The sequence below is a fragment of the Bradyrhizobium sp. HKCCYLS2038 genome, assembly GCF_051167655.1.
Lineage (GTDB): Bacteria > Pseudomonadota > Alphaproteobacteria > Rhizobiales > Xanthobacteraceae > Bradyrhizobium.
On the sequence record NZ_JBNPTM010000017.1, the window covers coordinates 13681 to 26437 of the forward strand.

At 62.7% G+C, this 12757-nt stretch carries 14 protein-coding genes; all 14 read left to right on the top strand.

Annotation, left to right across the window (positions count from 1 at the left end; translation table 11 throughout):
• Nucleotides 1-2 precede the first annotated feature (2 nt).
• Genes ACQR1I_RS35590 through ACQR1I_RS35655 form a run of 14 tightly spaced genes read left to right on the top strand, consistent with a single transcriptional unit; the run spans nt 3 to nt 12738 of the window.
• Nucleotides 3-1148 carry a DegT/DnrJ/EryC1/StrS family aminotransferase gene (locus tag ACQR1I_RS35590; protein WP_434870924.1) on the top strand — a complete coding sequence of 382 codons (1146 nt, stop codon included), beginning with the start codon at nt 3-5 and terminating at the stop codon, nt 1146-1148.
• Nucleotides 1145-2185 (top strand): NAD-dependent epimerase/dehydratase family protein, encoded by a 1041-nt coding sequence (locus tag ACQR1I_RS35595; protein ID WP_434870925.1) that lies wholly within the window; start codon nt 1145-1147, stop codon nt 2183-2185. Before ACQR1I_RS35590 ends, ACQR1I_RS35595 begins: the two co-directional genes overlap by 4 nt.
• Entirely contained in the window at nt 2182-2916 is a 735-nt protein-coding gene (locus tag ACQR1I_RS35600) for a GNAT family N-acetyltransferase (protein ID WP_434870926.1), read from the top strand. The genes ACQR1I_RS35595 and ACQR1I_RS35600 overlap by 4 nt, the downstream gene beginning before the upstream one ends.
• Complete coding sequence (locus ACQR1I_RS35605; RefSeq protein ID WP_434870927.1) at nt 2913-3926, top strand: N-acetylneuraminate synthase family protein; 1014 nt, start codon at nt 2913-2915, stop codon at nt 3924-3926. The genes ACQR1I_RS35600 and ACQR1I_RS35605 overlap by 4 nt, the downstream gene beginning before the upstream one ends.
• 25 nt (nt 3927-3951) lie before the next feature.
• Nucleotides 3952-5784, top strand: coding sequence for an asparagine synthase (glutamine-hydrolyzing) (gene asnB, locus ACQR1I_RS35610; protein WP_434870928.1), 1833 nt, complete (start codon nt 3952-3954; stop codon nt 5782-5784).
• Nucleotides 5784-6923, top strand: a complete 1140-nt coding sequence (locus ACQR1I_RS35615) for an N-acetyl sugar amidotransferase (RefSeq protein ID WP_434870963.1) — start codon at nt 5784-5786, stop codon at nt 6921-6923. The genes asnB and ACQR1I_RS35615 overlap by 1 nt, the downstream gene beginning before the upstream one ends.
• Nucleotides 6920-7303, top strand: coding sequence for a hypothetical protein (locus tag ACQR1I_RS35620; protein ID WP_434870929.1), 384 nt, complete (start codon nt 6920-6922; stop codon nt 7301-7303). Before ACQR1I_RS35615 ends, ACQR1I_RS35620 begins: the two co-directional genes overlap by 4 nt.
• Nucleotides 7300-8136 (top strand): class I SAM-dependent methyltransferase, encoded by an 837-nt coding sequence (locus ACQR1I_RS35625; RefSeq protein WP_434870930.1) that lies wholly within the window; start codon nt 7300-7302, stop codon nt 8134-8136. Before ACQR1I_RS35620 ends, ACQR1I_RS35625 begins: the two co-directional genes overlap by 4 nt.
• Nucleotides 8133-9119 carry a ketoacyl-ACP synthase III gene (locus tag ACQR1I_RS35630; protein WP_434870931.1) on the top strand — a complete coding sequence of 329 codons (987 nt, stop codon included), beginning with the start codon at nt 8133-8135 and terminating at the stop codon, nt 9117-9119. The genes ACQR1I_RS35625 and ACQR1I_RS35630 overlap by 4 nt, the downstream gene beginning before the upstream one ends.
• A 10-nt stretch (nt 9120-9129) precedes the next feature.
• On the top strand, nt 9130-9369 hold the full coding sequence (locus ACQR1I_RS35635) for an acyl carrier protein (RefSeq protein WP_434870932.1): 240 nt from the start codon (nt 9130-9132) through the stop codon (nt 9367-9369).
• A 13-nt stretch (nt 9370-9382) separates the two neighbouring features.
• Nucleotides 9383-10252 (top strand): AAC(3) family N-acetyltransferase, encoded by an 870-nt coding sequence (locus ACQR1I_RS35640; protein WP_434870933.1) that lies wholly within the window; start codon nt 9383-9385, stop codon nt 10250-10252.
• Nucleotides 10249-10866: a hypothetical protein gene (locus ACQR1I_RS35645; protein ID WP_434888882.1), complete on the top strand. Its 618-nt coding sequence runs from the start codon at nt 10249-10251 to the stop codon at nt 10864-10866. The genes ACQR1I_RS35640 and ACQR1I_RS35645 overlap by 4 nt, the downstream gene beginning before the upstream one ends.
• Nucleotides 10867-10882: 16 nt before the next feature.
• Nucleotides 10883-11869, top strand: a complete 987-nt coding sequence (locus ACQR1I_RS35650) for a methyltransferase domain-containing protein (protein ID WP_434870935.1) — start codon at nt 10883-10885, stop codon at nt 11867-11869.
• Nucleotides 11866-12738 carry a hypothetical protein gene (locus ACQR1I_RS35655; protein WP_434870936.1) on the top strand — a complete coding sequence of 291 codons (873 nt, stop codon included), beginning with the start codon at nt 11866-11868 and terminating at the stop codon, nt 12736-12738. Before ACQR1I_RS35650 ends, ACQR1I_RS35655 begins: the two co-directional genes overlap by 4 nt.
• Nucleotides 12739-12757: the final 19 nt, after the last annotated feature.

The window sequence follows — 12757 nt, forward strand, 5'->3', positions numbered from 1 at the left end:
ACATGCGCAAGATTCCGTTCGGAAAGCCTTGGATCACCGAGGCGGAGAGGACTGCCGTGCTGGCCGTTCTTTCCGGCGACGTCCTGACCCATGGGCCACAAGCCCACGAGTTCGAAAAGGAATTTGTGGCCGCGGTCGGCGGCGGCCATGCGCTCACTCTCAGCAATGGGACGGCGGCGCTGCATCTGGCCTACTGGCAGCTCGGAATCGGGCCCGGCGACGAGGTAATTGTTCCAGCCCAGACCCATGTCGCGACCGTGCATGCTGTGGAGATCCTTGGAGCGCGGCCCGTCTTTGTCGATTGCGACCTCGCCACCGGCAATATGGCGCCGCAGGCGATCGAGGCTGCGATCACGCCCCGGACACGGGCAATCGGCGTGGTTCATTTCGTCGGTATTCCCTGCGATATGCCGGCGATCATGGCCATAGCGGCGAAGCACGACCTCAAGGTCGTCGAGGACTGCGCGCTGGCGCTCGGTACGCGTTGGAATGGCATCCATGCTGGCCTGTTCGGCGACGCCGGAACCTATTCGTTCTACCCGGTCAAGCACATCACCACGGGTGATGGCGGCATGCTGATCACGCGACACGAGGCCCTTGCGCATAAGATTTCCAAGGCGCGGGCCTTCGGCGTCGATCGCACGTTCGCCGAGCGAAAGGTGCCCGGCATCTATGACGTGCTGTCGCTCGGCATCAACTATCGTCTCAGCGACATCAACTCGGCGATCGGCCGCGAGCAGCTGAAACGGCTCGACGCCATTCTCGAGAAGCGCCGGTCCAACTTCACGCGTCTGAAGGCGGGCTTGTCGGGCCTCTCCGGTGTCAGCGTGCTGGACGTGACGGGCCCCGAGCAGGTCAATAGCCACTATTGCCTGACCGCCGTACTCGACGGCGCGCTAGCGGCGAAGCGCGCCGAGGCCATCACGCGGCTGAATGCGGCCGGTATCGGCACCAGCGTCTATTACCCGCACCCGATCCCGCGCCTCGCCTACTATCGCGATAAATACAACGAGGATCTTTCACGCTTCCCGAATGCGGCGCGCATCAGCGACCAGTCGATCGCGTTGCCGGTGGGGCCTCATCTCGACGAGGACGACATGGATCATATTTTGGCAGAATTCAGCAAGGTTGTGGGAGCTCTCTCGTGATTGCGGAGAACCTCAAGGGGCGGCGCATCGCGCTGATCGGCGGCGCGGGCTTCATCGGCCACAACCTCGCGCTCGCCCTCAAGGCGCATGGCGCCGAACCGCACGTCATCGACGGCCTGCAAGTAAACAACCTGGGCGCATTTACCAACACCGGAAGCGACCAGAACAAGGAGCTCTACGTCACCTTCATCTTCGAGCGGCTTCGGCTGCTGCGCGAGGTCGGAATTCCAATCCATGTGGTGGATGCCCGCGACTATCACGCCCTGTCGCGCTGCCTCGGAGAGATCAAGGCGGACTGCTTCGTTCAACTCGCCGCCATTGCCCATGCCAACCGCTCCAACAAGGATCCCTACAGCACCTTCGATCATAGCTTCCGGACGCTGGAGAATGCGCTGGACCACGCGCGCGATGCGGGAACACACTTCATTTATTTCTCGTCGTCGATGGTCTACGGCAATTTCGAGGGCGAGGCCGTCAAGGAGGATCGCCACTGCGAGCCACTCGGCATTTACGGCGCCTTGAAATATGGCGGCGAAAAGCTGGTCATCGCCCACAATCAGGTCTTCAAAATTCCCTACACGATTGTGCGTCCCTCGGCGCTTTACGGCGAGCGCTGCGTCAGCCGTCGCGTCGGCCAAGCTTTCATCGAGAACGCGATTCGCGGCAAGGACCTCACGATCAACGGCGACGGTAGCGACGCGCTCGACTTCACCTATATCGGTGACCTTGTGCAGGGCCTGCTGCGCTGCATCGCGCTGCCGCAGGCGCGCAACGAGACCTTCAATCTGACCTATGGCGGCGCGCGCACGCTTAACCAGATGAGCGAAATCGTCCGCGACCACTTCCCGCAGGTCAAGATCCAGCATCACCCGCGCGATGGCCTGATGCCGGAACGCGGCACACTGTCGATCGACAAGGCGCGCCGGCTGCTCGGCTATGAGCCGCAGTTCCCGCTGGAGAAAGGCTTCGTGCAATATATCGAGTGGTACAAGGATATGTACCGCAAGGATCCGCGCACCTTCCTGCCGGCGTCGTGAACCTCCATCGCGACAAATGGCTGTCGGACGTGCTGGGCATGTCCTGCTTCCGGGCCGATGTGGATGCGCCTGGCAGCGCCGCGCACGCCCGGACCGCCATGCTGGCCGCCGGCGCGGGGCGCAGCCTGGTCTTCGCCAAGGTGCCCACTTCGCAGGTCCCGCTGGTCGATATGCTGGTGCATACCGGCTTCCGCCCAGTGGACGTCGCCACGGGCTTCGTCCATGGCGGCGGAGCGATCGGCGGGAGGGAGGCGACGGACGTGACCACCGCAAGCCCGGCTGACGCCGACCAGGTCGGCGCGCTCGCTGGGCGCAGCTTCACTTTTTCTCGCTTCCACGCCGACCCGCGGATCGGCAACGAGGAAGCTGACGCCGTGAAGCGCGAATGGGCGCGCAATGCCTGCCTCGGGCGCGCTGCCGTGACCTACGTGGTCAAGGCATCCGACCGTATCGCCGGGTTCCTCGCGGTGTTGCTCCGGAGCGGCCCCCAGGGCAGGGAAGCGATCATCGACCTGATCGGGGTCGATCCGGCGGCCCAGGGCAGAGGCATCGGCCGGGCACTGTGCACACGCTTCGTCAATGACTGGAGCGGGCAGGCGGATCGGCTGGTGGTTGGCACCCAGGCCGCGAACATCCGGGCGTTGCAGCTTTATGAAGGCCTCGGCTTCCGGGTCAGCGAAACGGCCTTCGTGCTTCACGCGCATCTGAAGAATGGTGAGGTGCTGGAATGATCATCGGGAAGGTGGATCTCGGCCGGCGGCCGCTGCTGATTGCCGAGATCGGCAACAATCACGAGGGCGATGCCGATCTGGCGCTGCGCCTCGCCGACGCCGCGGCGGAGGCCGGGGCTGACGCCGTCAAGGTCCAGATCATCGATCCGGTGCGGCTGGTCAATCGCTCGGAGGAGCAGCGCATCGCCCAGCTGACGCGCTACCGACTGCCGCGCGAAGTCTTCCTGGAGATGAAGCAGCGCCTTCACGCCAAGGGCTGCCTGTTCATGGCCTCGGTCTTCGATTGCGACAGCCTCGAGAGCTGGGCACCAGATCTCGACGCCATCAAGATCGCGTCCGGTGACCTCAGCTTTGATCCCCTCCTCGAGGTCGCTGCCCGATCCGGAAAGCCGATCATCCTGTCGACCGGCATGTCGTCGCTGGCCGAGATCGGGCATGCGATCGAGGTCATTGCCCGCCATGAGCCCGACCGCTTGCAACTTGTGCAGCGGCTGGTGCCGCTGCATTGCGTGAGTCTTTATCCAACGCCGCTGGAGCAGGCCAACCTGCGCGGCATGCTGACCCTCAAGGCGGAGTTCGGCCTGCCGACCGGCTATTCGGACCACACCCTCGGCATCGGTGCGGCACTGGTCGCCGCCGGCCTTGGCGCGGCTGCCATCGAAAAGCATTTCACGCTCGACAAGAACCTCTCGGCGTTTCGTGATCATGCCCTGTCGGCCGCGCCAGAGGAATTTGCCCAACTCGCGACGATCTGCCGCGCCTATGAGCGCATACTCGGTGACGGCAGCCGGGATGGCGAGCTCGCCGACGCGGCGACGCGCGACGTGGCGCGGCGCGGCATCGTCACCCGGCGCGCCATTGCCGCGGGCGAGACGATCACCGTGGCGGATCTCGACTTCGTCCGTCCCGCGAAGGGTTTCCAGCCCACCGAGCTCGACCGCGTCGTCGGCAAGCGGACCAGCAAGGCGCTCGGCATCCACCACGTTATCGTTGCAGGAGACTTGGCGTAGGCCGTGGGCCGGCGTCGCAGACACCATGTGCGGAATTGCAGGATTTCAGGGCCACGCGCCGCTCCCCGAGGAGCGGATCAAGGCCTGTCTCGCCATCATGAACCTGCGTGGTCCGGACCACCAGGCCGCGCGCGTCTGGCAGAAGGACGGCGTCTATACGGCGCTGCTCCACAGCCGGCTGTCGATCATCGACCTCGATCCGCGGGCTAACCAGCCGATGGGGTTCGCCGAGAAGTGGATCTCGCTGAACGGCGAGATCTACAACTTCGTCGAGCGGCGGCAGGATCTCGAGGCGGCCGGCGTCGCGCTGCAGACGCGGTCCGACACCGAGGTGCTCCTCGCCGCGCTCGCGCGATTCGGCTGGGACGTGCTCGACAAGTGCGAGGGCATGTGGGCCTTCGCGCTGTATGACGAGACGACCGGCGACCTGACGCTGTCGCGCGACCGGTTCGGCGAGAAGCCGCTCTACGTCCTCTCGACTAACGAGGGCGTCTATTTCGGCTCGGAGATCAAGTTCATCGCGGCACTGCTGGGCCGCAGGCTGACGCCGAATGTCGATCACCTCTGGCGCTATCTCGTCAACGGCTACAAGGCGCTCTACAAGGATGGCCGCAACGGCTTCTTCGAGGGGGTCCGCGAGGTCTCCGCCGGCGCCAACCTCACCTGCCGTCGCGGCCGGATTGCCGGGGAGGCGCCGTACTGGACGCCCGCGATCGCGATCGACGACGGCATGACCTATGAGGGGGCGGTCAAGGGCGCGCGCGAGCGCCTGATCCGGGCCGTCGAGCTACGGCTGCGGGCCGACGTGCCGCTCGCCTTCTGCATGAGCGGCGGCGTCGATTCCAATGCCCTGATCAGCATCGCCAAGCGCGTGTTCGGCTACGACGTGCACGGCTTCACCATCATGAACAAGGACTCCCGCTACGAGGAGTCCGACATGATCGAGATCGCCGTGCGCGAGCTCGGCGTCCGCCATACCCCGATCCCGGTCGCGACCGAGGGCTTTCTCGACGGCTTGCGCACCCTGATCCGGCAGCACGACGCGCCGATCTACACCATCACCTATTATGCCCAGTGGATGCTGCAGAAGGCAATCGCCGACGCCGGCTATCGCATCTCCATCAGCGGCTCCGCGGCGGACGAGCTGTTCTCCGGCTATTACGACCATCACCTGGCATATCTGCAGGAGGTCCAGCCGGATCGGGCGCATCACGCCACCTCGCTCGCGGCCTGGATGCAACACATCAAGCCGATCGTGCGCAATCCGCATCTCGGCAATCCGTCGCTGTTCATCGACGACCCTTCGTTCCGCGACCACATCTTCTTCGAGGCCGAGACCTTCGCGGCCTACCTGACGTTCCCCTGGCAGGAAGCCTTCGCTGAGGAGAGCTACAGCCGCAACCTGTTGCGCAACCGGATGCTCAACGAGCTGTTCCGGGAGACGGTGCCGGTGATCCTCCACGAGGACGACCTCAACGCCATGTACTATTCGATCGAGAACCGCTCGCCGTTCCTCGACCGGCCGCTGTTCGAATTCTGCAACAGCATCCCGACGCGCCACCTGTTCCGCGACGGCATGGCCAAGGCCATACTGCGCGACAGCGTGCGCGGTATCGCGCCGGATGCCATCGTCGACAATCGCCGCAAGGTCGGCTTCAACGCCCCGGTGCTCGACTATCTCGACGTTTCGGATCCGGCCGTTCGCCAGTATCTGTTCGACGACAGCCCGATCTACGACTACGTCCGCCGCGCCATGATCGAGGACCTGACGAAGCTCACCGACCTGCCCAACAGCCAGAGCAAGTTCCTGTTCAATTTCGTGAACTGCAAGATGTTCATGGAAGAGTTCGCCGCGTGATGCGCTACTGCAGCCGCTGCATTCTCCCGGACACGCGCCCGAACCTGGTCCTCGAGCCGGACGGCGTGTGCAATGCCTGTGCCTCGCACGGCACCAAGCGCGAGATTGACTGGCAGGCGCGCCGCGAGGCTTTCGATGCTGTCGTCGCCAACGCGAAGACGAGAAGCTCCGGCTACGATTGCCTGATCCCGGTCAGCGGCGGCAAGGACAGCACCTGGCAGGTGGTGAAGTGTCTCGAGGCGGGGCTGAACCCGCTGGCTGTCACCTGGAAGACGCCCGGCCGCACCGCCATCGGCCAACGCAACCTCGACAATTTGGTCGCGCTCGGGGTCGATCACATCGACTACCAGATCAATCCGAAGGTCGAGCGCCGGTTCATGCTCGCTGCGCTGGAGCGGTTCGGATCGACCGCGGTACCGATGCACATGGCGATCTTCGCCATCCCGGCCAAGATCGCGGTGCGCTTCGGCATTCCGCTGGTCGTCTGGGGCGAGAACTCCGCCTTCGAATATGGCGGCCGCGAGGAGGAGCGGACCGGCTTCCGGCTCGACGGCAACTGGCTGAAACGTCACGGCGTTACCCACGGCACCAGCGCCGAGGACTGGGTCTCGCCGCAGTTCTCGCGCCGCGACCTAACGCCGTATTTCGGACCGACCGAGGCGGAACTCGCCGCGGCCGGCGTGACCGCAGTCTTTCTCGGCTATTATCTCGAATGGGATCCGGCCGAGACGCGCCGCGTGGCAGCCGAGCACGGCTTCGTGGCCGATGCAGCCGGGCCGCGCACGGGACTGTACGACTACGCCGACATCGACGACGACTTCATCTCGATCCATCACTGGCTGAAGTGGTACAAGTTCGGCTTCACCCGCCTGTTCGACAATCTCTCGCTGGAGATTCGCAACGGCCGCATCGGCCGCGCCGAGGCCATCGACGTCGTCCGCAAGCGCGGTGACGAGACGCCGCGTGGCGACATCGACAAGCTGTGCAACTTCCTCGGTATCAGCCCGCAGCGCTTCTTCGAGATCGCCGAGACCTTCCGCAACACGGCCGTCTGGCACCGCGACGGCGACCTCTGGACCATCCCGGGCTTCCTCATCGAGGACTGGGACTGGCGCCGATCAACCAGGGCAACAGCGTGAAATTCGATCCCAAGAACCCGCCGCGCGTCTTCGAGGTCGGCTACGACGTCAAGGGCTATATTTCGGACTGCGGGGCCATGCATCTTGCCGGCGACGAGCAGATCACCTTCGTGACCGAGCAGGGCGCGGAATACGACGTCACCCGCAAGGACTGGGGTTTCTATGCGACGCCCTCACTCAACGGCCGGCTGTCCGGCTTCGGCCTGCGCGGCGTGCTGGTGAAAAACCGGCACAACCGCTTCTTCGTGATGCTGGTCGAACGTGGCAGGGAAGACGCCTTCGACCGCTACGTGAAGCAGGAGCCGCTCTCCATCGTCGCCTGGCTCGACAGTGAGGAGGCGCTGCTGTCGCTCGAGCGGTCGCTGGAGGGCAAGCGGTGAGCGCGCTCCGTCCCGACCGCTGCCCGATCTCCGGCGACACGCGCAGCCACCTCGTTTTCGCCTATGACGCGCCGCCTCAAGGCGAGATCGGCTTCCGTCGTCCCGCGGGGGAAGCCTACCGCCGCGAGGTTTGGCAGTTCGAGGGCTCCGGCCACTACGTCTCACGCCACGCCATGACGGTCGCCACTGATTATGAGGGTGACTATGTCGATGCGACCTATGGCGACGCGCAGGGCCTGCGCGCTGCGTTCGAGCGCGTCATAGGCCTGCCTCGAGAGAGGTCGGACAACGAGGGACGCATCGCGCGGATCGCGGCCTTCGTTGCGGCCCGTCGCCCGGGCGGCACGTCGCCGCGGCTGCTCGACGTCGGTGCCGGCCTCGGCGTGTTCCCGCATGTCGTCAAGCGGACCGGCTGGGTCTGCACCGCCAATGACCCGGATCCGCGCGCGGCCCGGCACATGCGCGAGCATGTCGGCGTCGAAGTGCTGCAGGGCGATTTCATGGCGCTCGCGCCGGAGCGCCGCTTCGACATCGTCACCTTCAACAAAGTGCTGGAGCATGTCGCCGATCCGGTCGCCATGCTCGCGCGCGCCCGCGACTGGCTCGCCCCCGGCGGCTTCGTCTATGTCGAGCTGCCGGACGGCGAGATGGCGGCACGGGCCGGCTCGGGCCGCGAAGAGTTTTTCGTCGAGCATCTGCACGTCTTCAGCTTTCTCTCAATTGCGATGCTGGCGGAACGAGCCGGGTACTGCCCCGTCGCAATCGAGCGGCTCCAGGAGCCGAGCACCAAATTCACACTGCGGGCGTTCATTGCGCCGAAGGCCCAACCATGAAGATTCGCAAGACTGCCTTCTCCTTGCCGTCTCGGGTCGAAACCAGCGCGACCCTGAGTGAATGGTCTGGCCTGAGGCAAGACTTCATCTCGCAGAAGATCGGTGTGCAGGAGCGGCGCTTCCTGCCGGCTGGCGAGCGGCCGGTCGATCTCGCAGCATCGGCATGCGAGCGCCTCTTTGCAGCGCCCGACGGTCCGGCGCGCGAGGCGATCGACCTGGTGGTCGTCGTGACACAGAACCCGGATTACCGGATTCCGCATTCTTCCGCGCTGTTGCAGGACGCCCTGCAGTTGCGTTCGGACATAGCGGCGTTTGACATCGGGCTGGGTTGTTCAGGTTATGTCTACGCATTGGCTGTCCTCAAGGGCCTGATGATGGCGGAAGGGATGTCTGACGCGCTGCTGGTGACCTGCGACCCATACTCGCGAATCATGGGTCGCTCCGATCGGGAAACAGTAGCTCTGTTTGGCGATGCCGCGACCGCGACCTGGATGTCGGCCGATCAAGGCGGATCGATTGGCAAGGTCGATTTTGGCACAGACGGTGCCGGCGCGGAAAATCTCATTATTCGAGCAGGTGGATCGGCTCATTCAATGTCGGGCATCGATCCAGGCGAAGAGGGCGTTCCGGAGCGCGATTTCCGCCTCTACATGAATGGTCGCGGCATCTTCAACTTCATGATGGAGCGGATACCGAAATCGATCGAAACCGCGCTGCAAAAGAATGATGTCTCGCGCGAGGATATCGATTTCTTCGTCTTTCATCAGGCAAGCCGCTTCCTTCTCGACCAGCTATCGAGCCGCCTCGGTATCGAACGCGAAAAGGTGCCGTGCAATCTGGAGCGCTACGGGAACACGGTATCGTCATCGATCCCGCTGCTTCTGAGTGAAATGCAGGCTGATGGTCGCCTTCCCGGAAAGAAGGTGCTCGTCTCCGGTTTCGGCGTCGGTCTTTCGTGGGCGACAACCGTTCTTCAGTTTTAAGGATAGGACAATGACCAGAGCTCAAGCGCTTGAACTCATAGCGGCTGCCTTGTGCAAGACCTTGGATAAGGACGCCATCGCGATCGACGAGAATACCGATCTGATCGGCGAGGAAATCATCGATTCCCTCGACAGCATGGTGTTTCTGCTCGAACTTTCGGCCAAAATCGGAAAAGAGGTGTCTGACGAGGACGCAGGAAACCCGGAGTTTTATCGGGTAGGCCGGCTGTTGGAATTCGTCGAAGGCTGAGTGACGAAACGCCGTGGGCAAGCTTACCTACCAGGAACTGGTCTACAGACTGCGCGCCTGCGGTCTTCGGGCGGGTGATGTTGCTCACGTCCAGAGCGACCTCTTTACCCTCGGATTGGTCGATTGCGCGCCGAGCCGGTCAGCTATTCTGGAGTTTTACCTCGGGGCGTTTCTCGAGGTTCTGGGTCCCGAGGGGACCCTGACCACTTGCACCGCATTCGAGGACTACGGGCGGTTTGGAACGCCCTTCGTTCGCGAGGAGTCGCCATCCAGGCTCGGGGCCTTCAGCGAGTATATCCGAACCCGGCCGGGTGCGGTGCGATCGATCCACCCGATTGTGTCGATTACAGCCATTGGAGCTCGCGCTGAAGAGATCTGTGGCGGCAGTCATTTTGACGGTTTTGGATATGCCTCGCCGTGGGGAAGGCTTCATCGTGCCAATGCCTGGATCATGACCCTCGGCATGGACGCCAACGGAGGCGGAACGACCTTCTTCCACTATGTCGAGAAGCTTTACGGCGTGCCTTACCAGTACACCAAGCTGTTCGCTTACCCTGTGTTCTCCGACGGTGCGGAGGTTGCAGGGCCGTTTACGATGTCGGTTCGTTATCTCGACTACGGAATCGTCAATACGCCACAGCGCGTAAAGAACCGAATGGTCGAGCTGGGCGAAGCCACGGACGTCAAAATAGGTTTGGCGAAGAGCTGGTGTGCCCGGGCCGGCGTGATCGTCGACCGGATGTGCGGTATGTTCGACGAAGACCGCTGGATGATGCTTGTTCAGCCGCCGAACTTCCGTCCCGGCGAGATCCCGATGGATGGTCAGACGGGGCAGCTTCGGGAGTTCTACGACAAGCAGATCGATGAGAGGGCAGGCGAGTGAGCAGGGACTCCGATGGCGAGCAGGTGCTGCCTTTGCTGGAGCGGCGCCCGTACCTTCATGGCACCACGCTGTTCGACGCGGTTCGTGGCCATGCACCTTCCGGCGCTCGCCTGAGTTTTTCGATCTCGAAGCGTATCGATTCCGACCGTGTTCTCATTTATGCGCGGTCGCAGTCGGAAGCGGCAAGGCCGAACGAGTCGGCGAGGCTTGCTTGGCGCACGGCCGGGGCAAGCGGCGTGATCGGGGTCTTGCAGGTCGAGCCATCGTTCCAGCCGGAACGTCGCCCTTACGATGAAGGGTTGGTAACCGAGCGCGTAAAGGTCGATGAAAGATCGGTTTCTCTGGACCGTCCGTCGCCGTTCAGCTTCGTGGCGACGCTCATCCCGATGTTCAAGAGTCTTCTGAAGGCGACGACGGAGATGCCGGGGGCGGGACAATGGATGTTCACGCGGCTCGATATCGACCGTCATCCCGATGACTTCATTCCTTTGAAGCTCGGCCTTGATGTGATGGCTGGGGCTCTCGTGAGAAGCACGATTATTGTACGAGGATCACCGGTCGGATCCTTGTACTTCTCATGGGTTCGGCCGTCGGGTTCGCCCGTCCGTGACTGAAGCATTAGGCGCAGCGATGAATATTTTCAAACTTCGCAAGTTCGATCCCGTGCCGCTCAGCGCGAGTGGTCATTTCGATAGCGGTGCGCCGGCCGATACCGGGCTCATCGCTCTCGATATTCAGTCGAAGTATCATTTCGTGGACGAAAATGGCGAGACGTACCACGAGTACTTCGTGCCGGGCACGCCGGACGTCCAGAACTGCGGAGGTTACGTCGACAAGGTTATCCAGTACCGGGATCCGGCGCTGATCGAATATCTACGCAAGAACAGCGTCAGCGCAGAAGTGTTCGCAGGGTCGCCCTTTCCCATTCTCGGGACAAGGTCGCCAAGATTGGACCTGCTTCTGCATGCGTTGATCGTTGAGCTGAATACTCGCCATGGAATCGACCGGATCAGTCTGCTCGATCATGGATGTACCGTCGCAGAGCACTACGACCTGCTGGACATCATGCTCCGTGCTGGTTCGAACGAACACGCCACGGCGTCGGAGCTGCTGTCGTATTGTGGCATCGACAAGTCCGCGATGTTGCTGAGCATCGCAAAATTGCTGCACCAGCAAGTGCCAGCCGAATATTTCAGCCTCAGACAGGCCGAAGGATCCGGTTTCTCGCTTCCGCGCTCCCAGTATGATCTTTCGCTCAGCGTCGGCGTGGTCAATCACACGGCCGAGCCGATGAAGGCCCTCGAGAAGCTTGTCGCGGCGACGCGGCATGCCTGCGTGCTGGCGCTCTGGGTGACAGCAGGTGAAGAGGGGTTCTGGGCCATCAATCATTCGTCCGTTCCGCAATATTTCTTTTCCAAGGCCGATCTGCGCAGGGTTCTGCAGAATCGGGGCGAAGGGCGCTTCTTTTCCACGGAGTTCGTTCTCGAAACGGAGGCAAGCCAGCTTCGGAGCTATGTGGGCATCGGTGAAGACAAGTTGCGAACGCTCGGTAGCTATCATCTCGTCTTTTCCACTCTCCGCGAATTGCCATTTGAGGCTGAGGAGTTAGTGCTGTGACCGGATCGGAGATGAGTGAAGGGAACGCAGGAAGCGTGCCTCGTGAGCTGAGGTGGTGCGTAGGGAAGTTCGTCTATGCCCGCGGCGCGAGCAAGCCCCTGCATTTCATGGAGCTCAAAAGCTTCATCATCGAAGATGCGACGGATTACAGTCATCTGTTCTATCTGCGCGGCCTGCGTTCCCGCCAGGAGGCGGGCGGCGTAACGGATGATGATCTGAAGCGCTGGATGGACGGGACCGCCGTCAAGCCCCTGGGTGAACTCGTTGCGCATGTGCTCGAGTCCTTGGAGACGACGCGGCACGCGATCATCGAGTATTTTCCAGGCGTCGGTCTGACAGCCGAATATGCCAAGCTGGTTCTTCAGAGAAATGCCTCGTCCCAGGCGTCAAGGCGCATTGAGCGTTACGAGGGAAGAGGGCCCGCTAAGTTCGCGAACCAGTTCCTGGTGCTACAGGCCGACGAGGACGTCGACGTTCAATATTGCCCGGATCTCCTGTCGCCTGTAGACGACGAGGGCGCCGTGACGATTGTGAACATGAATCAGTCGGTTCGGTATGAGGATGAGTGCGAGGCTTCGCTGGAGGCGCTCCTTCGGCCCGGTATTGGTCCCAAGATCCTTGCAATGCGGGTCACGTCGGGCGACCAGGACGTCTGGCACATGACTGTGAAGGGCCGTGCCATCAAGTTGCCGTCCCTCAAGAGCATTCGCGATCTTTGCGGGAAGTTCGGACGTCACTGGAATTTCCGTTTCCTGGACCGGTTCGACGCCGGCTACTTCCTGCCGACGCCCGGTCCCTCGACGGGGTTGTTGCTCGCCTACGATGCCGGGCGTGAATGGCCGTTGGCTGGCTACAGCAAGTTCGAGTAAGCGGTGTCGGAGGCTCCTG

Excerpts from the sequence above, each read along its gene's own strand:
- ACQR1I_RS35615 (WP_434870963.1), top strand. The coding sequence starts at position 5,784 with ATGCGCTACTGCAGCCGCTGCATTCTCCCGGACACGCGCCCGAACCTG.
- ACQR1I_RS35590 (WP_434870924.1), top strand. The coding sequence starts at position 3 with ATGCGCAAGATTCCGTTCGGAAAGCCTTGGATCACCGAGGCGGAGAGG.
- ACQR1I_RS35605 (WP_434870927.1), top strand. The coding sequence starts at position 2,913 with ATGATCATCGGGAAGGTGGATCTCGGCCGGCGGCCGCTGCTGATTGCC.
- asnB (WP_434870928.1), top strand. The coding sequence starts at position 3,952 with ATGTGCGGAATTGCAGGATTTCAGGGCCACGCGCCGCTCCCCGAGGAG.
- ACQR1I_RS35635 (WP_434870932.1), top strand. The coding sequence starts at position 9,130 with ATGACCAGAGCTCAAGCGCTTGAACTCATAGCGGCTGCCTTGTGCAAG.
- ACQR1I_RS35650 (WP_434870935.1), top strand. The coding sequence starts at position 10,883 with ATGAATATTTTCAAACTTCGCAAGTTCGATCCCGTGCCGCTCAGCGCG.
- ACQR1I_RS35630 (WP_434870931.1), top strand. The coding sequence starts at position 8,133 with ATGAAGATTCGCAAGACTGCCTTCTCCTTGCCGTCTCGGGTCGAAACC.